Origin of the sequence: Bacteroides sp. NSJ-48 (genome assembly GCF_014287405.1) — a bacterium.
GTDB lineage: Bacteria > Bacteroidota > Bacteroidia > Bacteroidales > Bacteroidaceae > Bacteroides > Bacteroides stercoris.
In genome coordinates this window covers 45,021-68,098 of sequence record NZ_JACOOD010000019.1, presented here as the reverse complement: position 1 = coordinate 68,098, position 23,078 = coordinate 45,021, and the positions used below count along the sequence as shown (strand labels likewise).

The 23,078-nt window shown below is 46.9% G+C and carries 12 protein-coding genes; 4 read left to right on the top strand and 8 right to left on the bottom strand.

Translation table 11 applies throughout. The annotated features are described in order from the left end of the window. Positions 1–33 precede the first annotated feature (33 nt). Positions 34–1,596: a RagB/SusD family nutrient uptake outer membrane protein gene (locus H8S52_RS10810; RefSeq protein WP_117858714.1), complete on the bottom strand. Its 1,563-nt coding sequence runs from the start codon at positions 1,594–1,596 to the stop codon at positions 34–36. Between the two features lie 28 nt (positions 1,597–1,624). After that, positions 1,625–4,714: a TonB-dependent receptor gene (locus H8S52_RS10805; protein ID WP_186909798.1), complete on the bottom strand. Its 3,090-nt coding sequence runs from the start codon at positions 4,712–4,714 to the stop codon at positions 1,625–1,627. Between the two features lie 276 nt (positions 4,715–4,990). Between H8S52_RS10805 and H8S52_RS10800 the strand changes: the two genes are divergently transcribed. Next, the gene (locus tag H8S52_RS10800; protein WP_117858716.1) at positions 4,991–5,899 is read left to right on the top strand and encodes a sialate O-acetylesterase; all 909 of its coding nucleotides are present in this window, start codon (positions 4,991–4,993) and stop codon (positions 5,897–5,899) included. Between the two features lie 121 nt (positions 5,900–6,020). Here H8S52_RS10800 and H8S52_RS10795 read toward each other — a convergent pair whose 3' ends face one another. Genes H8S52_RS10795 through H8S52_RS10785 form a run of 3 tightly spaced genes read right to left on the bottom strand, consistent with a single transcriptional unit; the run spans position 6,021 to position 9,783 of the window. Further along, positions 6,021–6,797: a hypothetical protein gene (locus tag H8S52_RS10795; protein ID WP_117858718.1), complete on the bottom strand. Its 777-nt coding sequence runs from the start codon at positions 6,795–6,797 to the stop codon at positions 6,021–6,023. A gap of 27 nt (positions 6,798–6,824) precedes the next feature. Continuing rightward, positions 6,825–8,105, bottom strand: coding sequence for a rhamnogalacturonan acetylesterase (locus H8S52_RS10790; protein WP_186909797.1), 1,281 nt, complete (start codon positions 8,103–8,105; stop codon positions 6,825–6,827). Positions 8,106–8,118: 13 nt separating this feature from the next. After that, entirely contained in the window at positions 8,119–9,783 is a 1,665-nt protein-coding gene (locus tag H8S52_RS10785) for a fimbrillin family protein (protein WP_186909796.1), read from the bottom strand. A 247-nt stretch (positions 9,784–10,030) separates the two neighbouring features. Here H8S52_RS10785 and H8S52_RS10780 point away from each other — a divergent pair, with 247 nt between their 5' ends. The 3 genes from H8S52_RS10780 (at position 10,031) to H8S52_RS10770 (ending at position 14,130) form a co-directional block, all read left to right on the top strand. Then, positions 10,031–11,950 carry a rhamnogalacturonan lyase gene (locus H8S52_RS10780; RefSeq protein ID WP_186909795.1) on the top strand — a complete coding sequence of 640 codons (1,920 nt, stop codon included), beginning with the start codon at positions 10,031–10,033 and terminating at the stop codon, positions 11,948–11,950. Between the two features lie 211 nt (positions 11,951–12,161). Then, entirely contained in the window at positions 12,162–13,682 is a 1,521-nt protein-coding gene (locus H8S52_RS10775; protein WP_186909794.1) for a right-handed parallel beta-helix repeat-containing protein, read from the top strand. Between the two features lie 31 nt (positions 13,683–13,713). Further along, the gene (locus tag H8S52_RS10770; RefSeq protein WP_117906668.1) at positions 13,714–14,130 is read left to right on the top strand and encodes a hypothetical protein; all 417 of its coding nucleotides are present in this window, start codon (positions 13,714–13,716) and stop codon (positions 14,128–14,130) included. A 41-nt stretch (positions 14,131–14,171) separates the two neighbouring features. Here the strand turns inward: H8S52_RS10770 and H8S52_RS10765 are convergent, their stop codons facing one another. The 3 genes from H8S52_RS10765 to H8S52_RS10755 form a co-directional block, all read right to left on the bottom strand. Next, entirely contained in the window at positions 14,172–18,530 is a 4,359-nt protein-coding gene (locus H8S52_RS10765; RefSeq protein WP_186909793.1) for a hybrid sensor histidine kinase/response regulator transcription factor, read from the bottom strand. A gap of 56 nt (positions 18,531–18,586) precedes the next feature. Next, the gene (locus tag H8S52_RS10760; protein ID WP_186909792.1) at positions 18,587–19,546 is read right to left on the bottom strand and encodes a polysaccharide deacetylase family protein; all 960 of its coding nucleotides are present in this window, start codon (positions 19,544–19,546) and stop codon (positions 18,587–18,589) included. A 98-nt stretch (positions 19,547–19,644) separates the two neighbouring features. After that, positions 19,645–22,929, bottom strand: a complete 3,285-nt coding sequence (locus H8S52_RS10755; protein ID WP_186909791.1) for a DUF4450 domain-containing protein — start codon at positions 22,927–22,929, stop codon at positions 19,645–19,647. Between the last annotated feature and the right edge of the window lie 149 nt (positions 22,930–23,078).

Here is a 23,078-nt window from a genome sequence, read left to right as displayed (position 1 = left end):
AATTCATTAGTATTCTTTTAGTTTAGCCATTCATTACTTATATGCTTCGTTTTGCTGATACAGTCCTTCCTTCGCTTTCATTTGCGTATCGGGGATAGGATAAAGATAAGTACCCGGCTGTACGTTATTGATATAGTTATCATAGACAGAAGTTCCGGCTGCTTTGTCCGAGAATTTGGCACGTACCTTTTCCATGTATGTATTGTGACGCACGAGGTCGTGCCAGCGAATACCTTCAAAGGCAAGTTCGCGCCGACGTTCATCTTCCACACACTGCAAGAAAGCATTTTCCGTTTTCTGTACAGCGCTCAATTCCGCCAGCCCGGCGCGGGTACGTATTTTGTTTACCAACCGCACACCTTCATCCGTAGGCCCTACAATCTCGGCATACATCAACATCACATCTTCTAAACGGATGAGCGGATAGTTGATGGGGAAATAAGTACGATCCACTATTTGCCCGTCGATATCACTATATCCCAGTTCTTTCCGTTTGATTTTATGTTCGAAAAACTTTGTGAAATAGTTCTTCTTGGGGTCGACCGTCGCCTCATAACGCACATCCGCCCTGTTCGCTTCATAAAGTGCTGCCAGCGCATCCGAACAGGTTATGCGATTACCCGACATCTGAATGCCGATATAGTCTGTTCCTACATTGGGTACAGACATAAATACGACCGGATTTCCGTAGTTCTTTTCCGCCACATATTGCACTTCGAAAATATGATATTTGTTGTCGTTATCGCTAATCCAGATACGTTTCCAAGTATCACCGTCAGCCGCCCAGTACTTATTGTTCTTCTCTGCATACTGGATAACATCACCCAACATTTCCTTCGCAAGTGATAATTTAGCAGTATCATACAAAGGAAAACCAGCCATAGTCAAACAGACTCTGCCAAGCAAAGCCTGTGCAGCCGGCAGTGTAGCGCGTCCTGCTTCGGCTATCCCCCCACTGCTTGTATAGGCTTGCTCTTTCATATTTTCTATGGCATACTGCAAATCGGGAATAATCACTTCCTCATACACGTCTTTCGGTTCAGACTGCGGTGTACTCATTGCTTCTGCCGCACTTAAGGATTGGGTAGCAACCGGTACACGTCCGAAATACCGCACCAGTTCAAAATAAGCATAGGCACGTAAAAAGCGTGCTTCAGCCATGAAAGTGGCTTTTACGTCTATATCGGCATCCTCTCCGCTATTGAACTCAAGCTTTTCCACTCTTTCAAGAAAAAGATTTGAGCGGGAAACAATTTTATAGAAAGCATTCCAAGCGCTGTTTATTGTTCCGGCAGTATATATATTCGGATTGAAGACACTGATGTCCACGTAGTCACGTTGTTTATCATCTGCAGGTTCGGTCCATACATCATCCGAACGACCGTCGGACATAAGCAGAATATATTCGGGAACAGGCAACAAGCCGTTATAAATACCCAACAACGCTTGTTCGGCCTGAACGGGTGTCTGAAAGAAATCCACCGTAGGACGCGAGGTCGGCGATTTCACTTCCAGCCAGTCCTCACAGGAAGCAGTAGTAAACAGCGTACTTGCCAGCAGAGTGATGTAAATACATATATGATAAATCGTTTTCATAAGTGATGTTTTTTTAAAGGTTATTTCTTTAGAAACTGAAATTGGCACCAATCGTATACGTACGCGCTTGCGGATAGGCATTGTTGCCTTTGTTTTCGGGCGAATATCCACCGTCGTATTTATCCCACATCCATACATTCTCTACCGTGAAATAGACACGTGCATTACGTACAATCTTCCGGTTAAGCGGCAACTTGTACCCCAAAGTGATATTCTTAATGCGAATATAGTCCGAACTGTAAAGCCAGCGCGTATCACGCAATTCACCGGTAGTAGAGTTCAATGCCGGTGTCTTACCGTCACCCGGTTCTTCCTCCGAACGCCACATATTTTTCCACCAGGAAAAGACATTCTGGGAGATAGCCATACCCGGATTGTCCATATAACGTCCCGGTGACATACTATAAAGCATACCGCCAAACTGTGCCGTACATAGAACAGACAGGTCGAATGCTTTCCAACTCAACTTATTCGTCATACCGAAAGTGAAGTCTGGATTAGGCTTGCCTACCAGCGTACGGTCATCGTCATTAATAACACCGTCGTCGTTCACGTCACGGTAACGCACGTCACCCAATGCCGTACCCTTACGCACCGGATATTTCCGCAAATCTTCAGAATACTGGTACACACCCACGGCATCATACATATAAAAACTGCGCATAGGCTGTCCCACCATCAATACCTGCGTATTACTGTTACTGAATATTTTGTCATTATTGCCCAAGTCTGTCACCTCATTTTTATTGTAAGCCATATTAAAAGAAGTGCTCCAACGCACAGATCCTGTTAAATTCTGGCTCTGCAGTTCCAGTTCAAAACCTTTGTTCTGCACTTCGCCCACATTATCCCACATGTCGCTGAAACCTATGATACCGGGCATAGTCACTTTATAAAGCAAGTCACTTGTTTTCTTCTGATAATAATCCAATGACACCGACAGCCGACTGTTGAACAGAGAGAAATCGGCACCGACATTCCAACTGTAAACCTTCTCCCATGTCAAATCTTCCACATCGAGCGATGACATGGCATAACCATTCATCAATGAACCACCCAAAGAATAGTTTGCACTCGACATCAGTCCCAATGCCGCTCCGTCAGAGAGAGAGTTATTACCATTGGCCCCCCAACTGCCACGCACTTTCATTGAATTTATAACAAAATCCTCCGGCCAAAACCGCTCATTGGAAATACGGTAAGCAAGGGATACGGCAGGGAAAATGCCCCAACGTTTATTCTTGCCAAACTTAGACGAACCGTCACGACGGATACTGGCTGTCATCAAATACCGATTATCGTATTCATATTGCAAACGTCCGAAGAAAGAAGCCATACGTCCCGGATATCCGATAGTGGCGTAAGCCGTAGTCAAGTCCACATCAGTCATATCGAAGCTCTCCACCAGATTGTCGGGAAAATGCGTCGCCGCAAGACGGGAAGAATAAGAAGTTCTGGCTTCCAGCGAGAAACCCGCCATAGCACCCACCGTATGCTTGCCAAAAGAGTTGTCATAATTCAGCAATGTCTGAAACAAGTAGGAATGGTTACGCCCGTCGGTACGATTAGCTGTAGCATAGTAACCTTCACCCGTATTCCAACGGTTAGAAATAGAACTGGGCAAGAAACTACGCGCCTGCGTACTACGGAAATTATAAGAGCCTGTTACTTCCGCCCGCAAACCGTCAAACAACTCGGCACGGATAAATGCGGAAGTATTAATACGTGCATCTTCCGTCATACTGGACTTACGTTCCAAAGTAGCTACCGGACTGACACGAGTTCCGGCCCAGCTATATCTGCTATAAGGCTCCGCACCCGTATAAATTCCTGCTTCCGGCTCGGCAAACGGGACCATGGAAAGCACTGCCACTGCATCCGCCGTTCCTCCGTTATTCCACGACATGGAAGGAGCCAGATTAACACCCAGCGTAATACAGTTAAATATTGTAGTCTGCATATTGGCACGCAAATTGAGTCTTTTATAAGAAGTGTTGATGGCAATACCTTTCTGATCTACATAACCCAGACTCACACGGTAACTGGACTGGTCGGTAGAATTAGATACCGACAACGTATAATTCTGTTTGGGAGCCAAGCGGAAAACCTCATCTTGCCAGTCAATAGTCATCAGGTCACCATATCCGGGTTGCGTCCAACGGGGATCATTTATATACGATGTATTCACGGAACCACCGGTATAAGCCAAACGTATCTCGTAATCATCGGTAGCCATAGCACCTTTTGAACCATACGCCCTGACATAATTCTGGTTATTGATTTCCGAACGCCAGGCAATCCACTCCGCCGGTGTCAGTACATCCAGTTTCTGCTCCATTTGCTGAATACCGAAAGAAGCGGAAAATTGCACGTTCACCTTACCGGTCTTCTGCGCCTCTTTAGTCTTGATAAGGATAACGCCGTTAGCTCCACGCGAACCATAGATAGCAGAAGAAGAGGCATCTTTCAGCACATCAATGGACTCAATGTCATCTGCATTCAAATCATTCAGGTCGTCTACAGGAATGCCGTCTACTACATATAGAGGCTGGTCACTGGCATTGATAGACGCAGCACCACGGATATGTACTTCCAGTTCACCACCCGGCGCTCCGCTGTTTGTCGTAATCTCCACGCCCGCCAATTGTCCTTGCAGCGAAGACAGTACGTTTTCGTTCTGGCGATCAGCTACTTTCTCCCCTTTCAAGGTAGCGATAGAACCGGTTACATTGCCTTTCTTTGCAGTGCCGTAACCGATAACCACCACCTCATCCAGTGCCAAGTCTGCCACTTTCAGCTTCACATTATACACGCTTTTTCCAGTGTTCAACACCAACTTGACCGTTTCATATCCAACGTATGAAATCTCCAACTGTCCGGCATCTTTGGGTACGGAAAGCCGGAACTGTCCATCCAGTCCGGTGATAGTCATGCTATTTGTTCCTTTCACTACCACAGTAGCGCCAATAGCTGGTTGGCCCGTCTCATCCAGTACCGTTCCGCTGATTTCCCGGTTCTGTGCCGTTGCCGTAACGCCACATAACAAGAATAACAGGAGGCTGAGTATTGAGGCTACTGCTCGTCTGAAATCATAAATCTTTCTCATCTTATTTTTCATGGTCAATTAAAGTTATCATATAAAAAACTGCGATGTATATTTCATAATACTATTCATGTGTCTTGCATTTGCAAAAGTAGCGGTCGGAACCGATCCACACATGTAATTATGTTCAAGAAGTATGCAAAAAAGCCCACCATGTACCTTTCACGACACTTACAGACTGTTTTATACAAACACTGTATAAATGTATAGGATATCTGAATAATATTGCAGGTATTTGAGATAAAGGTTGCGTAATTTTGCAACAGATAAATCAACCCCTAAATAAATATCATGAGAAAGATTCTATTGACAGCAGCAATTTTATGTTCGCTGGCCACTTTCGGAAAAGGAAAGAATAACCAACCGGCAACCGTTATCATCACCGCCGGACAGTCCAATACGGATGGACGCGTGTTAAACCATGCGCTTCCCGATTATATTCAACAAAATAAATATAAGTATTGCCAATGGTGTTACGGAAGCGCCGGACAGCAGATCACTGGAAAGTTCGAAACCTTCTGGCCCCGTATGGTACATAAGGCACGCCCGGGACGCTGGGCATATGATGCCGTAACTTATTACTGGCTGGAGCAGGCACTTCAAAAAGAGTTTTACGTAATAAAATGGTCTTTGGGTGGAACCGCCATCGATACAGGCTGTAGCAGCACAAGCGGTAAATACTGGTCGGCCGACCCGAAATGGCTTGCAGCCAACCATTCAACGGCTACCGGCGGGAAATCGCTTTTGCTCTCATTTACAGAGAATATCTCAGCGTGCATAGACAATAAACTGGATAAACTTCCCGAAGGGTATGAGATAAAAGCTTTCTTATGGCATCAGGGTGAAAGCGACCGACACAAAGGTAAGAACTACTATAAAAACCTAAAGGCTGTAGTAACATATGTACGAAGCTTCCTTGTGGAGAAAACCGGGAACAAACGATATAAAAAGCTACCTTTCATCTGCGGTACGGTGGCCCGTAGCAACAAGCAATACAGCGCTGATGTGGAAGCTGCGCTTTACAGACTTGCCCAAGAAGACAAGAATTTCTATGTCATAGACATGTCTAAAGCCGAATTACAAAGAGACCAACTCCATTTCACTGCTGAATCTGCCGAATATTTGGGTATTGAAATGTACAACAAGCTGGTTGATTTAGGTATTGCCGGTAAAAAAGCAAAGAAAATAGGTATTAAATAATAAGATTCTCATAGAATATTTTTGTGTAAGTAAAAGGTCCGGGCTTGTGAAAGTCCGGACCTTATTTTTGATATTCCAGACAGATATTTTCAATATCTGTCCGTTAAATGAAATAACCTCATTACTCTGCAATAATTCCCGCCCAACTGTTGCACCAACGGAAATTACCCACATTGCCGATGAAACCGCTACGGTTTCTGAAAGAGAGAGCACGGATAGCATGTTTCAATACATTCTCCGCATCACCTTCGGCAATACAAGAAGCTTCTGCCGGTTCTTCCGCACTCAGTTCCGGGTCTACAAACAAAGAAACTTTCTGATTGGCATAATCCAGTTTCAGCACCAACAGATGGGTTTTATCATAATCGTAAGCCATGGTAGTTTCAGCTTTCACTTTCAGCAAGCTTGTCCCGAAACGGATTCTATCACTGCCTTCACGAGCCACATAAATGTTGGCACGATTGCTACCGCCTACATAGCTGGCGCTCAGTCCCAAAAAATCAGCCATACCATTTGCTCCGAGCTTGGAGAAATTCACCAGACATGACAAGTAGAATGTGCCGCGACCGTATTGTTTTCCGTCAGTCATGGAATAAATGCTGAAACGCGCTCCTTTCGTACCGGCAGGATAGCCGCCTATATTGATGGACGGACCTTTTTCCGCATATCCCTCGTAAACCAATTCCTTACCAATGGTAGGACTCGGATTGGTGTTGGGTTTTGAAGAAAATGCTCCACACCACGTATTCATGACAATCGGAGCCGTCTTCTCGTTATAAACGGATTTCTCCAGTTTATCTCCTTCCTTGTATCCTTTCAATAAGTCATTCTTCAAAATCTGCGCATTTCCAGCCAAAGCAAATGCCGCTAATGCCAATGTAATAATTTCCTTTTTCATGATTTTATGTATTTAAGTTGTTAGCTATCAGTTTCCGTCCGGTTTTTCTATCTCTGTAAATGGTGACAGGTTCCATTTAAAATCCTTAAACTTGTCCGGCTTTGAGGGATCAAAGTTAATATAATCCGCTTTTAAATCTTTTACAATGGGAAGCTTTGCTTTTTTCATTCCCTCAATCACACATTTTGCCACTTCATAAGCTCCAAAGGTATTAAAATGCGTGTTGTCTTTCAGTTCCTGTGCCTGTCTGGGATAAGTATTGGCGGGATAATGCACATAGAGATGCTTGGACTCTTCTACTCCCATTGCTTCGCAAAGCACTTTTGTCATATCCTGCAAGTCGATGACAGGGATATTCTCACGCGCAGCAATATCCCGGATAGCGGCAGGATAATCGGCATGCGTATCCTTGATTTTACCATCCTTGTCATACTGACGACGACGGGTCGGCGTCACCAATACCGGATATGCGCCCTTCAAACGGGCCTCATCGATGAATTGCTTGATATAATAGGAGAAAGAATAATAAGCTCCCCTACCCGGTCCCTTCTGTTTTTGGTCATTATGACCGAATTCCACCAGCAGGTAATCACCTTTCTTCATCTGGGTCAATAGTTTATCCAAACGTTTTCCACCGATGAAAGTATTGGCAGAAAGCCCCGACTCGGCATAATTGGCTATACAGACTTTATCTGTAAAAAAACGGGTTATCATCTGTCCCCAGCTTGCCCAGGGTTCATTATCATTATCTACAACCGTTGAATTACCGCAAAGGAAAATGGTAGGGATTTTATCCACTTTTTCAATTACCAAAGAAGACAAACGGGGAGCATCACCATTAAACTCCAAAGTCAGTTTATCGTCCCAATTCAATTTTTTCTTCTCACGTTCTTTGATTTTTACTTTCTGATTTCCCTTGATAATAGTATTACGCTTGTTGATTGTAAAAGTCTCTGTTACGAGCTCTCCTTTCTTGGTATTGAGATTTTCGATGAAGAGACGGCGTGATTCACCGCGAACAGTAGTACTCCCTGCCGCATCCTTACTCCCTAACGTTACAGTCACTTTATAATTTCCATCGGGAACATTCACCGAAAAGAAGAACGGTTTATTACTTTCACCGTCCCAAGCTGGCTGAAAATCATAACCGTAGCCCTGCTCATTATTAAATAAAGTTGCAGGAGTTATTTTAGTAAAGCCTTCTTGTACCTTCTTATCGGACGAGAAATCGAATTTGAAAGTTTGAGCTTGGGCAAGCACGGAACTTGCCACAAGCAATAGAGAATAGACAAATATTCTTTTTTTCATTATCGAGATATGTTTAGAAAGCAAGAGTAAAGCGGAAATAACCTTTCAAACTACCAGAAGTACGACTTACAAACAGATTAGTACCTTCCGGCACATCAGCCAATGGAGATATCCAATTATAAGAATTACCGCGAAGGTCACTTGACCAATAGAATGCTTCACTATTAGCACTTGCAAATTCGGTATATTGTGGTAATGAAGCCCCCACTTTTGCCATACTCGCCGATACAACCGCATAATTGTCCTGCATCAACTTCAACTCTGCATAAGAAGGAAGATACCAAACAGAAGTACCTGCCACGACATTATTCTCACGATACTGAGTAAGTATAGACATAAAGTTTCCCGCACCTGTCAAAGTATTATCATTTACATCGGCAACAGCTAGTTCCATCACGCGTGTATTATTATACCCCAATATATGGTCAAAAACAGATGTCAGATTTAAAGCAGAACCGATATAAGACTCTGCGACTTGATTACCTTCTGCTTTAAACCAATCGCTGTAGTTATATTTAGCTGTAGCAAAACGATCTGCTGCTTCTTGTGCATTGCTAATAGCAACGGCAAGTCCTTTCGTACACAAAGGATAATCTCTCTTAAGGGCATCAACTGCATCTTCATATTCATACAATACCGAAGGTTGAGGATTACCCACATAATATACAACACTAATAATACTTGCTTTTACAGCTTCATCCAATTGAGCCAAATCATAATCTTTATCAATAGTCGTACCATCTTTGCAAAGGAAATCCCCTACCTCAAGCGTAGGATTATAATTAACCTCTTCTTCCACATCAATATTTCCTTCATCATTAGGTGTCCACCCGTCTATAGTCGGAGAATCAATCTGCAAGTTCTCTCCACTTTCCGTCTTACTCAAATCAACAGAATACTTATATTCCTGAGAACCATCCAAAGCGGGAGTCAGACTTCCAGCATAGATTTTATCTCCTACCTCGATCACCAGTTGGATAGGTTCTGCCGCACTGCCGGCAGCCACCGGCGGCAAAATAATAGAAGAAGCAGTGCCCAATACAGCATCCACTTTCACATTGCCCTTTGTGCTACCCGGTGTAATTTCACCGGTTCCGGTATTGAAAGTTCCATCAATAATCACTCCTTGCAATGTATAGGAGACAGGAGTTTCCGCTTTAGTTGCGGGCGCATTGCTATCCGTTATATTCAGACTTACTTTACTCATCTGATGCTTGAACACGAATGCAACTTTCGGATTGCTCCGCGTAGCCGTACCCGTAGCATACATAAAATCTACCGCATTATGACCAGCATACTTACCACTTTCATCAACAATTTTAAACTGCAGTTCTCCGGCAGACGCACCTTCATTGCCGGCATACGGATAATAAGCCGTATACGTCACTTCCTCATTACCTAAAATATAAATCCCCGTGGTACTGGTGAAATCACCCATAGCACTACCCGCCACATATTTGATATTCAGATTCGGATTGGAGAGATTATCGCTTACACCGATTGCATCACCTTCCGTCCATTCGCTACCGCTATCGCTCAAGCGTGTATTCACCTGGTCGATGCTGGCCGACACCGCAAGTTTTGTCCCGGCAATATCCTGCCCGTCATAATCGTTATTGCAACTGCTTAGCAGAGCCAGTGCGACAGCACTGGTCAAAAAAATCTTTTTCATCTTCATGATATTAAATATTTATTAGATTATTAAAGTTAAACCGTCCTGTTTATTTCCCGATTTTGTTGCAAATGTAAACAATACACCCCGAATCTGCCATGACGTTTATCCATTTTGCATGTAATTTCATCCACCATCCGTAAAGCACTCTTTTTCCATGCTTTGTGTACATATATACATCTTTAATAGAAAAATATCCACTACTTTTGACAGCGAAAAACAATATTCCGTAATCCAAGAAGCAAAAGATAACATGAAAAAACACCTGCTTTGTCTAATTACAACGATACTGATTGCCGCGAGCCTGAACGCTCAGCCCAATTACAACTACGAGAAACTGCAACGCGAAAACCTCGGACGGGGTGTGGTTGCTATCCGCAAGGATGCGTCTACCGTCACCGTATCTTGGAGATACCTCTCGTCCGACCCCATGGATACCGGATTCAACGTATATCGTAATGGCAAAAAGATAACTCCCGAACCTGTAAATGCCGGAACGTTTTATGACGACTCCTACGCAAGCCCGGACGCTGCAACTTACGAAGTACGTCCTGTTGTGAAAGGAAAAGAAACCAATCGCAAGAACGGCCGTTATACCCTACCCGCCAATGCCCCGACAGGCTATATCCAAATACCGATGCAGAAGCCGGCAAACGGTGTCACTCCTGCGGGAGATACCTACACTTATTCGCCCAATGATGCTTCCATAGGCGATGTAGACGGAGATGGAGAATATGAAATCATCTTGAAATGGGACCCGAGCAACTCTCACGACAACGCCCACGACGGCTATACCGGCGAAGTTCTGATAGATTGTTACCGCCTGAACGGCGAACAACTGTGGCGCATCAATCTCGGAAAGAACGTCCGTGCCGGTGCCCATTACACCCAGTTTATGGTTTACGATCTGGACAATGACGGTAAGGCCGAAATAGTAATGCGCACAGCCGACGGAAGCATAGACGGCAAAGGCAATGTCATAGGCGATACCACAGCCGACTACCGCGAACCGGGAGAAATGTACACTCCCCGGAAGAAGAAAGGAGATACCCGATCCCCCGCACCGAGACTCCGCAACCAGGGACGTATCTTTAAAGGAAAAGAATACCTCACCGTATTCTCCGGCATGACGGGAGAAGCCCTGCAATCCATCGAATACATTCCCCAACGGGGCGAACTGAAAGGTTGGGGCGACAACCGTGCCAATCGCAGCGACCGCTTCCTTGCATGTATCGCCTACCTGGACGGCATACATCCCAGCGTAGTCATGTGCCGCGGTTATTATGCCCGCACCGTCCTTGCCGCTTTCAACTGGGACGGGAAGAACCTTAAAAATCACTGGACTTTCGATACCGACCAACCGGGCAATGAACACTTTGCCGGTCAAGGCAACCATAACCTGCGCGTGGCGGATATAGACGGCGACGGTTGCGATGAAATAGTGTACGGTTCCATGACCGTAGACCACAACGGAAAAGGATTATACTCCACAGGCATGGGACACGGTGACGCACTGCATCTTACACAATTCGACCCCGACAATCCGCAACTGCAACTATGGGCTTGTCACGAAAACAAGAAAGACGGTTCTACATTCAGAGACGCAGCCACCGGAAAGGTCATCTTCCAATTGCCACACAGCACGGATGTAGGCCGCTGCATGGCAGCGGACATCGACCCCACCCAGCACGGAGTGGAAATGTGGTCGGCACGCTCCGAAGGCATACGCAATATAAAGGGAGAGGTTGTGGCACCCAAAGTGAAGAAGCTCCCGATAAACATGGCTGTATGGTGGGACGGAGATTTGCTACGGGAGATGCTCGACAGGAATGTCATCAGTAAATACAACTGGAGAGTGGAAACCTGTACGCCACTTGTCACTTTCGAAGGTGCAACCAGCAATAACGGAACCAAATCCAATCCATGTCTGCAAGGTGACATCATCGGCGACTGGCGCGAAGAAGTATTGCTACGTACCACCGACAACACAGCATTACGTCTATACGTAAGCACCATTCCCACGGAATACCGTTTCCACACATTCCTCGAAGACCCTGTGTACCGTATCAGCATAGCCACCCAGGATGTAGGCTACAACCAGCCTACCCAACCCGGATTCTACTTCGGAGCGGATTTGAAAGGTACATTCAGAGGATACCGATTTAAGGAATAAAGTTCTAAACAACAAGCGATTGCAGTTTTCCCCTGAAGGAAACGAGCGTTTCTCCGGACAGAAACAACTGTTTCCCCTAAGGGAAACGCACGTTTCTCCTCAAGGAAACCAAAGTTTCCCTTAAAGGAAAATGAAGTTTCCCTTAAGGGAAACGGCCGTTCCCTCTGAAGAAACCCGACTGCATCCATAGCATTAAAAAACAACTGTCATTATGAAAATATTAAAAATCCTGTTCCTTCTGCTCTGCCTGCCGATAATGCTGAACGCCAAAGAGTATTACGTAGCGACCAATGGCAACGATGCCAATGCTGGCAGCATCGATTCTCCCTTCGCAACGCTGGCACGTGCACAATCGGAAGCGGCGCCCGGCGACATCGTATATATACGCGGCGGAAAATACACCATAAAAGAATCGCAAATCATGGGAGAGAAAGAAAACATCTACGCCTGCGTATTCCTGATGGACAAAAGCGGAACGGACAATGAGCATCGCATCTGCTATATCGGCTACCCGGGCGAACGTCCGGTGTTCGACCTCTCTCACGTAAAGCCCGCCGGAAAACGTATCAGCGTATTCTATGTCAGCGGTTCCTACCTGCATTTCAAGAATATCGAAGTGGTGGGTACGCAAGTTACCATTGTGGGACACACTCAATCGGAATGTTTCAGCAACCGAGGCGGCAATAACAACATCTATGAAAACCTGTCCATGCACGACGGTATGGGAATCGGCTTCTATCTGGTAAAGGGGGCCGGCAATCTTATACTGAACTGTGACGCTTACAATAACTATGATACCGTTTCGGACGGCGGCAAAGGCGGTAATGTAGATGGATTCGGCGGACACCCCGACAACAACGGCAGCGGTAACGTATTCAGAGGTTGCCGCGCGTGGTGGAACAGCGACGACGGCTTCGACCTCATCCACTCCGGACAAGCCGTCGTGATAGAACAGTGCTGGGCTTTTTACAACGGTTACCGGCCGGGCGGCATGTCCGACAAAGCAGGAGACGGTACCGGCTTCAAGGCAGGCGGATACGGTATGAGCAGCACTCCCAAGGCCCCCGAAGTCATACCGATGCACGAAGTAAAGAACTGCATTGCCTATTACAACAGCAACAAAGGTTTCTATGCCAATCATCATCCGGGCGGTATTCTCTGGTCGAACAACAGCAGCTATATGAATCCGTCCAATTATTGTATGCTCAACCGCAAGTCGATAGAAGAGGCTGTCGATGTAGCCGGATACGGACATATCCTAACGAACAATCTCTCTTACAGCCCGCGAAGTGCGGGAAAACATATCATCGATATTAACGAAAGCCGTTGCCAAATAGCCAATAACAGTTTCCTGCCCACAGCCATGACACTTACGGAAGCGGATTTCCTTAGTCTGGACGCCGGCCAATTGACAGCAGAACGGAAAGCGGACGGCAGTCTGCCGGATATCACATTTCTGCAACCTTCGGAAAGCAGCCGGCTTTATGCCGCCCGAATAGGCTATTCGTTCGAAGGCGAAAAGGACTGGCTCATGGAAGCCGCCATTCACGTCAGCGACAACACTGCCTGCATAGAAGGACCGGGAGCGGAAGAGTTCACCACATTCTACATCAACGGGCAAAAAGTAAACATGAGTAACGGAACAGTCGATTTGTCCGCGTACAACGGCAAACTGGATTTAAAAGCCACCTCTACCTACGGCGGTATCTTGAAACTTACCCTGAACAAATAAATACTTAACAATTCATATAAACAGCATAATCATGAGAAGAATCATTCATACATTCATCCTCGCCTTTCAGTTTATCATCTTACCGGCCGTGTTTACCGCCTGTAAAGATGACGGCGGCAATATTTCCCCGCTTCAAGAAGTCACTCCCGCATTCTCTTGGGAAGAGAATTCATTTCTGTTGGAAACGGATAACGGCTGGGGAATTACCCGCTTTTCCAACCGTATTGCACTTAGCAACTTTAGTCAAAAGCGCCAGTACCACCTCTCATGGAACGGTGGTTCCGGTGCGGGAGAAAAGACAAGCGGTGTCCTGAGGATAGCCGAAGCCGGAAAGAAACTGCAAACCATCCTGCTCGACAAACTGCTCATAGAAGATATCGACGGAATGTATTACAATATCCATTTCCAAAAAGACGAAAAAACAGGCACATTGCTATTATCCAAATAGCAATGCCGGAACAGACGGTATATACCATCCAACGACTCCCGTCAAGCCTGTGACACACTGTCCTTATTCTTCTGATAAGCCGAAGGAGACACGCCGAACTGTGCCTTGAAGCACTTGCTGAAATAGAAAGGATCATTGATGCCTACCTGATAGGCCACTTCCGCAACAGTGACGTCCGTTTTCAGCAACAACTCCGCAGCTTTCTTCATACGCATCACACGCAGATACTCTTTGGGAGCATAACCGGTAACTCCTTTCACTTTCCGGTAGAATATAGTCCGCCCCAATGCCATCATAGAGGCAAAATCATCTACGGTGAAATCAGGATTCTCCAATTGCTCCTCTACGATACGTGTCAGCTTGTCGGTAAATTCCTTGTCCTTATCTGTCGTGCATATAACCGGACGTACCATGGAAAGGTCGCTTGAGAACTTCTCGCGCAGCTTATCCCGTTGTTCAATCAGTTTAAACACGCGTGCCAACAGCAGCTTTGTACTGAACGGCTTCGTGATATAGGCATCCGCCCCGCTTTCCACTCCTTCCAAATGGCTTTCGGGCGCATTCAGGGCGGTAAGCAGGATAATAGGAATATGGCTTGTATTGAAGTCGCTTTTCAGTTTCCGGGTAACTTCAAATCCCGACAGGCCCGGCATCAGGACATCACAGATTATCAAATCGGCATCATACGAATAAGCCCGCTCCAACCCTGCATTTCCATCGGCTTCTGCCACTACTTCAAAGTAAACGGAGAGTTCCTCTTTCAAGAACTCACGCACATCCGTATCATCTTCTATAATCAATAGCTTCCGTTTATTCAAAGGCACAACCGGCAGGTTTTCCTCCTGCGCCTCTTCCCTATCCGGTGTGGTATCCGCACTTATAGCGGAAGCCATCACCTCATCTCTCTCTATGTCCGACAAATGCTTCTGCGCCATTTCCTCCTCACGGAGCAGGACATTGTTGGGTATCAGAAAGTCTTTTTCCCCGTACACCGAAATATCGGTAGAAAGCGTCACCGTGAAGACAGAACCGCCTTCCGGATTTTCATCATACGTTATGGTTCCTTTATGGACATTTACCAATTCATGGGTCAGGTGAAGCCCTACCCCCACACTGCTACCGGAGAAATTGCTCTGCATGAAACGTTTGAAAAGCTGGTCGCGTTTCTCCTTGGGAATGCCGACTCCCGAATCGGTTACCTTAATAACCAGCTTATGTGCAGTAACATCCACCTGTACGGAAAAGTCTATCTTCCCACCCGACGGAGTATATTTGAATGCATTGGAAAGCAGATTATAAGTCACCTTATCCAGATTACCCTTATCGATGAACATTTTATAAGACGCCACGGAAGGTATAAACCTGAAATCCATCTTCTTGGACTCGGCGGCATCCTTGAAGCTCAGATAAATCTCGTAAAGGAACGATATGACATCGGTTTCTTCCAATGAAAGCGCAAGCTTGTTGTTCTGCATTTTCCTGAACTCAAGCAACTGGTTGATAAGCCTCAGCATGCGCTGCGTACTCTTATCCATGACTTTCACGGAATAAGCCATCTCTTTGGGTATCTTGCCTACACGGTGCATCTTCTCCAAAGCAGCCTGAATCAGTGTCAACGGAGTACGGAACTCATGGGAGATATTGGTAAAGAACACCAACTTGTATTCCGTGAGTTGCTCCTCTACTTTTATCTTATTGCGCAAGTCATTCATGTTACGGATGATGCGATAGACGGTATAAAGTACAAAAGCCAACAACAGGAAATAAAGCAGGTAGGCCCAGGCGGTACGCCAGAAAGGCGGCGCAATGACAATCCGGAGTGTTGTATCCTGTTCGCCCCATTGCCCGGCGGCGTTGCATGCTTTCACATGAAAATCGTAAGTACCCGGTTTCAAATTCTTATAGGCGGCAAAAGTCAAAGCGGACGGAACGCTCCATTCCTTATCGTACCCTTCCAGTTTATAGCTGAACTTCGGCGGAATCGTAGCAGAGTAATCCAACGTGGAGAAATTAATTCCGAATGAATTCTGATTATGCCGCAGATGGATGTCCCGGACATAAGCAAGAGAATACTCCAAAGGCGAATTAGGGTCATCGGAAGCTACCGAAACACCATTCAGCTTCAGTTCCGTGAAAGTGACGGAAGGAATATTCCGCACACTCTCCACTTGCAAAGGATTGACAACAGTGACCCCTTGGTTGGTTCCCATGGCAATCCTGCCATCCTGCAGTCTCAACACACTGCTTTCGCTGTATACATTGCACAGCATGTCGCTGGAAAAGAAATAATTCTCAAAAGTCTTTGAATCGGGGAAAAAACAGGAAACGCCATATTCGGTGGTAATCCACACCTTGCCTTCCGCATCTTCCACGAAAGCCTGTACCATACTGTTTACCAAACCATCGGCAACGCCGTAATGAGTAAACTCCAACTTTCCGTAATCATTACCGGGCGTACAGATACAGAATCCCGCACCGGATTCGGCAATCCAGATATTTCCCTTGCTGTCCTGCATTATATGCCGCACTTCATTGCTCAACAAGCTCCGATTGCTCCAGTTGTAATGATGGTAGGCTTCAGGATTTGCCAACAGTTCTTCGGGACGGAACACGAATATGCCGTCGCTCGTTCCCGCCCAAATCCAACCTTGTCTGTCCTCAATCAATATGCGTATGCGTTTCTGCGAATAGTATTCATTGAGAAAATGACGGAACTTATAACCGCCCTGTCCGTCGGGTTCGGCAAGTTCCAGACCACCACCAAAAGTGCCGATCCACATCCGTCCTTTACTGTCATGCAACATACAAAAGATTTCATTGGCAGCAAGCGAGTTCGCATCATCTGCCCGGTGGGTGTACCTTTTACCGTCCACATACAAGCCGTTGCCACGACTCCCCAACCAAAGAGTGCCTGCGGCATCTTCACAAAGGGCATATATGTTCTTGCCGTACACTTCTTTCTTTTTCGGACGGGACAAGGCGGCATCGTACACATACACCTTTCCATCGCGGGTGCCCAGATAAATATCCCCATCAGTGGCAGTAGCCAGCATACGGATATTATTTACATGCGTTTCCGTGTCGTATTCCACCGGTTCCGGATAAAATTGTACGGCGCCCTCATTTACTACTTTCAAATGAGACACCCCCGTATATTCGGAGCTTAGCCAGATGCTGCCCGAACGGTCTTCCATAATATACTGCAGGGCATTGGACGATATTAATGAAGAACGGCTGTCGTCCGCTTTGAAATGGCGGAGCTCGTCAGTCCGCAGGTCGTAGGTAAAAAGTCCGTTGCCATAAGTTGAAATCCAAAGGATGTCACGTGAGTCGTGCACTACATGATACCGCTCCATATCAATATAGCCCACCTTTTCCCGAGGCATCAGCTGAAATACTTTCACAGCACCCGTCCCCGACCGGATATAATACAACTTGCCCGTCTTGTTGTGTACCCAATAATTCCCCCGGTTATCCACAGAGACTTCACCACCGGGAATATTCCATTCCGGGGGTGAGGGCTTCAGCATATTACTCTCCGTATCAAAAACAAAGCTCCCCTCTGAAGTGAAAATAACCCATTGGCTTCCGACAGCCAAGTTACCCGGCAAGTCCAATCCGTAAGATACATCCGGCAACTTTGCCGCCAAAGAAAGCCTGCCTTCCTTATCGGCAGTCCGAATTTCCCCGTCAACGGTTATAAAACAAGTCTTGCCTTTAAAGCTACAGGCACGCTGGAAACTGTGTGACTTATCGGCACACTGCAACGCATTATCTTTCCAACAATAAAGCCCCTTATCCGTACCGATCCATACCCGCCGGGCACTGTCCTGCAACACAAACTGGACATTATCCGATTGAAGCTGCCCGTCTTTCGCATTAAAAACTTTTGAAGCAAACTTACCGTCCCTATATTGTATGAGCCGGCAACCTTGTCCCCGCCCCCACAGCCAAACCGCATCAGGCAGTACGGTAATATAGCCGTAATGGTCTTCATGTTCCCCACATCCGGTAAAGTCCACGAAACAATCTCTCTTCAGGTCGTAACAACTGAAACGGTCGGCAGAGGTGGATATCCATAAGAAGCCGTTGGCGTCTTCATACAAATGCTTTACACGCCGGTCGGCAAGTGACATCTGCCCGTTGTTCTTCGGCAGGAAAGTGCGGAATGAATTGCCGTCATAACGGTTCAGCCCGTTCAGCGAACTCATCCAAATAAAACCTTTACTGTCCTGATGGATGTAACGGACGGAGTTATTGGACAATCCGTCCGCCGTAGTCAGATACTGCACATGTACCTTGACGGAAGCATATCCTTGCAGATTCATTACTGCAACAAGGCACGTAACCAGAAAGGTATAAATTCTTCTCCCGCAGGCTCTTTGTTTCATGTTCCTCATAAGTTTCGATGTCGTTACGGCAAAAATAATGATTTTCTCCGTACCATGGGGAACTTCTATCTAATAGTTACTATAATTTCACCGCCAAAAGGGTCGAAATCGAAAAAAGCCTTATCGGAACGAAGCTGTACGGAGAGTTTCTTTTTTCCCTGTCTGGCGGATACTTTTTTCATTGTTCCGCCTTCGACAACCATTGTCAACGGTTCGGTAAAAAGTTCTTTGTCCAATGGCAGTTCGGGAACGACATGTAACTTATTCTTCTTCTCCGTTACAGTGAGGCGGATTGCTTCCCTCTCTTTGAGATAAGAGACAACTTCATGGAAAGTACCTACCCATATCTTGTCTTCATTGGCTTTGACCTGTTCCCAATGTTCCCATAAGCATTGCGGATTGCCGAAGGCATCGTACCCGTAGGTCAGACCGTGCGTCATGCCCACGCCCCAATCTCCTGTCTTAATCAGTGTTTCCATCCACTTCTCCAAATCGCGGGCTGTACGCTTACTGCCTACGGAACGTTGTTTCAGGCGCGTACCTACACGGTTTCGGGCTACAAACGCCATTGCCTCTCCCTGTTTCGTATTATTGGGATAGGCATACGTACGGGGCATAACGCCTACATGGGCATATATCGCACTGTCGTTTTTCAGTATATCTTCCTTGAGTACTTCAAACGGAAACTTGGCAAAGTTACGGTGTGCCCATCCATGATTGGAAATTTCATGCCCCTTTTCCGCCATTTCCTTCAACTGAGGCCACGTCACACGAGTGGTATCTTTTATGTGCCGCTCATCCTTATTCACTTTGGAGCCGTTAATGAAAAATGTTCCGCGAAAGCCCCGCTGTTCCAATTGCGGAGCCGCCAGTGTATAATGCTCTGCCAACCCGTCATCGAAAGTGTAACTGATGGCACAAACTTTATCGTGCCTGTACTTGGCGACAGATACATGCCAATCCGCTCCGGATGAGAAACCTGAATAAAAAAATACGCATAAAAGGGTAATCAAAAAAGTTTTCATGGTTATTCTATATTTAAGTGTTTCTTACAGCAAAGATAAGGATACACCTCCATATACAACAACCATGAATATTCGGAATCCATGTAGTTTTGTACACTTCATCGTTGAAGCGTAATGCCCATTATTCCTATCACCACCTCATTGGAGAGTGTCTCCAGTACAAGATGAGAAAGCTTTTTCCCTGCATTCAACGGCATTTCCAACAGTACGGCGGCACCACCGTCCACCTCGCGAGACACGCCGGTAAAGCCAAGTTCCTCACCGAAATTATTGCTCAGTTCACCGGTCTTCAGACGCAGGCGATAGAGAGACGGTGCATGACGGTTAAAAGACTTTCCATCTTCAAAGAATATCTGTTCGATGGGCGGCCAGTTATCCGGATTTACCAAAGACAAGGTGTCGCAAGTACCGTCTTCATAATACACACGGATTACGCCATTGTCGATATGGCACTGCATGTGGTTAGTACTGCCTGCCATTAGTAAATAGGCACGGGAAGCCTTGCCTTGCAGGGGAATTTGCAGACTGTCCGGATAATTGTCCCAAAGAGAGGTGAAAGCTATGTTATGCCCTTCGGCAGGAGTACGGAAAGGTATCCCGAGCTTTGTCTCCAACAAGCCTTTACGCACAGTGGCACGCAAACCCGAATCATCTATATCTGCTGTCTTCAGCGGATGACACCACTCGCCTATTCCCTGTTTGGGCAACTGCAACGTGGTGTACGGAGAACGCGGCGACAGGTATTCATTGCGGAAAATATCCGTTACATTCGCATTGAACACTTTCTGCATATCGACTGGAGTGCATCGGGCTGAATCGACTGCTTTAAAATCACCTACCGGAACAGGTTTCTTACCCTTATCGGATACCGGGTGCTCTACCGGCGCCCACCATTTCATCTGTCCCTGTTCCATAGCAATGAAACTGACGGGTCCCGCCTTACGGACGCGAGTTGCAGGATAAGCATCGACAGAAGCAGGAGCTTCAAGCAACTCTCCTTCCCAAGCGACATTGATTGTTACCTCCTCATCGGAAGCAGCAGGAACGGAAACGGAAAGCATGGGCCGTCCAACTGAATTTTCAACCAGTCTCCACGCTGCATTCTGGCCGTTTACTGTCAAACGCGCCACAGCCGAACGACGTGCTGGGAATTGCAATTCCAGATTCCGTACGGCAGGCAAACGGTGTGTAACGGTATAAAGCGAACAGTCGCGGGAAGAATACTTACCGGTAGCCACTTCGCCCGCTTTAAAGTCAAAGTCTATATCCGGCGTATGCAGTGAAGCATACTCCCACTCTTCCGGGAAACCGGGTTTTATCAGCAGACGACCGTTCAAAGCATCGGGCAAGATTCCGTAAAGCCCCTGAATCAATGCGCGGGAAGCCACTCCGATAGGGTCGCCGAAGTCGCGGTAACATTCGCCCCGGGCAGCATCATAGAAACTTATCTGCCCGAAATTGCCCGGACTATCGCCCAGGTACATGCCGTCCAGAACAGAACTTTTCAGCAATTTGAAGCCTGCCTCTCTGCGTCCTGCCTGAAAATAAGCGAGCGACGTGTGCATCACTTCGGCAAAGGCTACATTGTTAATGCTCCATGAATACGGCATCCAGTCGGTAGTGGCCACAGTGGCATACTTTCCGGCATTGACGGCAGCACTCGCTGCCGTCAACTGTTCCTGCCAATGAGCGTACGGGCCTGCATTGACAGGCAAAGCAGCATCGGCGGCAAGCACATCATCCGAAGTCACGACAGGAATATGAGGAATTTCACGGTCTATGTAACTTGTGGCAAGATATGCCTGAAACGGATCGGCCACATCGCTGTCGAGAGCGTGATAGATGGTCCATACGGCAGCATCTTCATGCAGACGGCGATGACCCATGAAATCTTGGAATTCCGCCCAATGTCCTCTCTCCGGCAACCAGAGACGGGTGTTGAGCGCTTTCAATATCTTATCGGCCTCTTCCCGATAGGGTGTGGGGTCTTCGCCTATCTTCTCAGCAATCAGTGCAGCCAGTTTATTGCCGCGATAGTTATAGGCAGAGCTGTGCGTAACGGCGCCACTGTTATAATACAGCGCATCGCTTGCCCAAATGCAGGCGTAGGCATCGTACAAGCCGTCGTTGTCCGGGTCGAAGTTGCGTTTTTCCCAAGCAAGATGCAGTGTCAGCAACGGCCACATGCGGCGGGCATACTCAAGGTCGCCCGTCCAGTTGAAGTGCCACAACAGTTCGTCTATGTAACAGAGATTCATGTCATAATGGTGCATCTGATTGTTACGGCGAGGATTGCGGCAGATATATCCGTTGCTGTATTGCGGTGTTCCCCATATCTTGGCCGAACGTGCAAGCGCAAGGGCAGAATCCTGTGCCGGATGCGAAATCGCATTGGGAACTTCGGTCACCTGACTGGCAGCATAGTTGTCAAAATGAGTGCGTGCGCGGTCGTGCCAGCCCAACACATCGCCTACGTATGCGGCACGCCAGCCGCTCAACGGCATACGCCAGCCGACAGCTCCATGCAGCCACACGCCCTCTTCCCCCCAGATACCGTCGGCAGCAACAGCAAGTGCACCGCCAAGCGTATTGAAATAAGGATCGGGAGTAGTGATTCTGATGCGTTCGGCCAGTTCACGGCAAGCCTTTTGAAGGGCAAGATACTGTACACCACCATCCCGTATTTCCTTCAGTTCATTACCGGAAATGCCCACATACAAATGCCCGTCGGCCGGAAAGCGGCATTTCAGTGTTTGCAGCACTGTGCCGTCTTCTGCCGGCTCAAAACATCCCGGAGGGTCTGCCCCCATATCTCCGCTACGGGAAAGCTTCTTCCGGCGGATGGGCGAATTCAACACTTCCAGCTCGCAGCCGGCAGGCAACTCACCGGAAAGCTCCCAAACGGCCATCTCTTCCGTAAGACTTGCCAATACGGAAACTTTCAGGCTGCAATTTTCTCCCCATGCCTTGTCTTTCAAGACATACGTACGCGTACCCGGATTATAACGCGCCTCGCACCAATCGGTTTCTTCCAACGGTGTAACCGTACCGTCCGGCAGATGCAAGCGAAAACGGATATTACGGCAGTCGTTCTTGACATACGTGGCAAATATCGGACGGTCGCCGGTTTCCAGGCGCCATGCCGTATGTCCGCCATACAAAGCACGTGTGTAGCGGTTCTTGCCGTTGACGCAGACAAACTCTTCACCGGACGGCAAGTATTGCAACATACGGGGAGCTCCCCGCTTATGGTCATTGTAGGAAGTGGATTCTATCAAATCGCCTGCTTTCTTCGGAGTTTTAGACGAAGAAGCATATTGCGCGTAAGAACCCAAAGGGATAAACAGAGTAAAAATAATTGCAAAAACAGAAATACGGTTCATAAGGTTTTATTTAGTTCAAAGGATGAAAGCATAACTGAAAGCCATTCACTATACGATTGAAACACATTCAGTATACGACTGAACCTATATCAGTCGTATACTGAATGCATCCTTCTGCAAGCTATTCATAAAGGGGATAGTACGGAGTA

Bases quoted from the DNA above. Each gene is read 5' to 3' on its own strand.
- H8S52_RS10765 (WP_186909793.1), bottom strand. From the start codon at position 18,530: ATGAGGAACATGAAACAAAGAGCCTGCGGGAGAAGAATTTATACCTTT.
- H8S52_RS10760 (WP_186909792.1), bottom strand. From the start codon at position 19,546: ATGAAAACTTTTTTGATTACCCTTTTATGCGTATTTTTTTATTCAGGT.
- H8S52_RS10810 (WP_117858714.1), bottom strand. From the start codon at position 1,596: ATGAAAACGATTTATCATATATGTATTTACATCACTCTGCTGGCAAGT.
- H8S52_RS10790 (WP_186909797.1), bottom strand. From the start codon at position 8,105: ATGAAAAAAAGAATATTTGTCTATTCTCTATTGCTTGTGGCAAGTTCC.
- H8S52_RS10785 (WP_186909796.1), bottom strand. From the start codon at position 9,783: ATGAAGATGAAAAAGATTTTTTTGACCAGTGCTGTCGCACTGGCTCTG.
- H8S52_RS10800 (WP_117858716.1), top strand. From the start codon at position 4,991: ATGAGAAAGATTCTATTGACAGCAGCAATTTTATGTTCGCTGGCCACT.
- H8S52_RS10770 (WP_117906668.1), top strand. From the start codon at position 13,714: ATGAGAAGAATCATTCATACATTCATCCTCGCCTTTCAGTTTATCATC.
- H8S52_RS10775 (WP_186909794.1), top strand. From the start codon at position 12,162: ATGAAAATATTAAAAATCCTGTTCCTTCTGCTCTGCCTGCCGATAATG.
- H8S52_RS10780 (WP_186909795.1), top strand. From the start codon at position 10,031: ATGAAAAAACACCTGCTTTGTCTAATTACAACGATACTGATTGCCGCG.
- H8S52_RS10795 (WP_117858718.1), bottom strand. From the start codon at position 6,797: ATGAAAAAGGAAATTATTACATTGGCATTAGCGGCATTTGCTTTGGCT.
- H8S52_RS10755 (WP_186909791.1), bottom strand. From the start codon at position 22,929: ATGAACCGTATTTCTGTTTTTGCAATTATTTTTACTCTGTTTATCCCT.
- H8S52_RS10805 (WP_186909798.1), bottom strand. From the start codon at position 4,714: ATGAAAAATAAGATGAGAAAGATTTATGATTTCAGACGAGCAGTAGCC.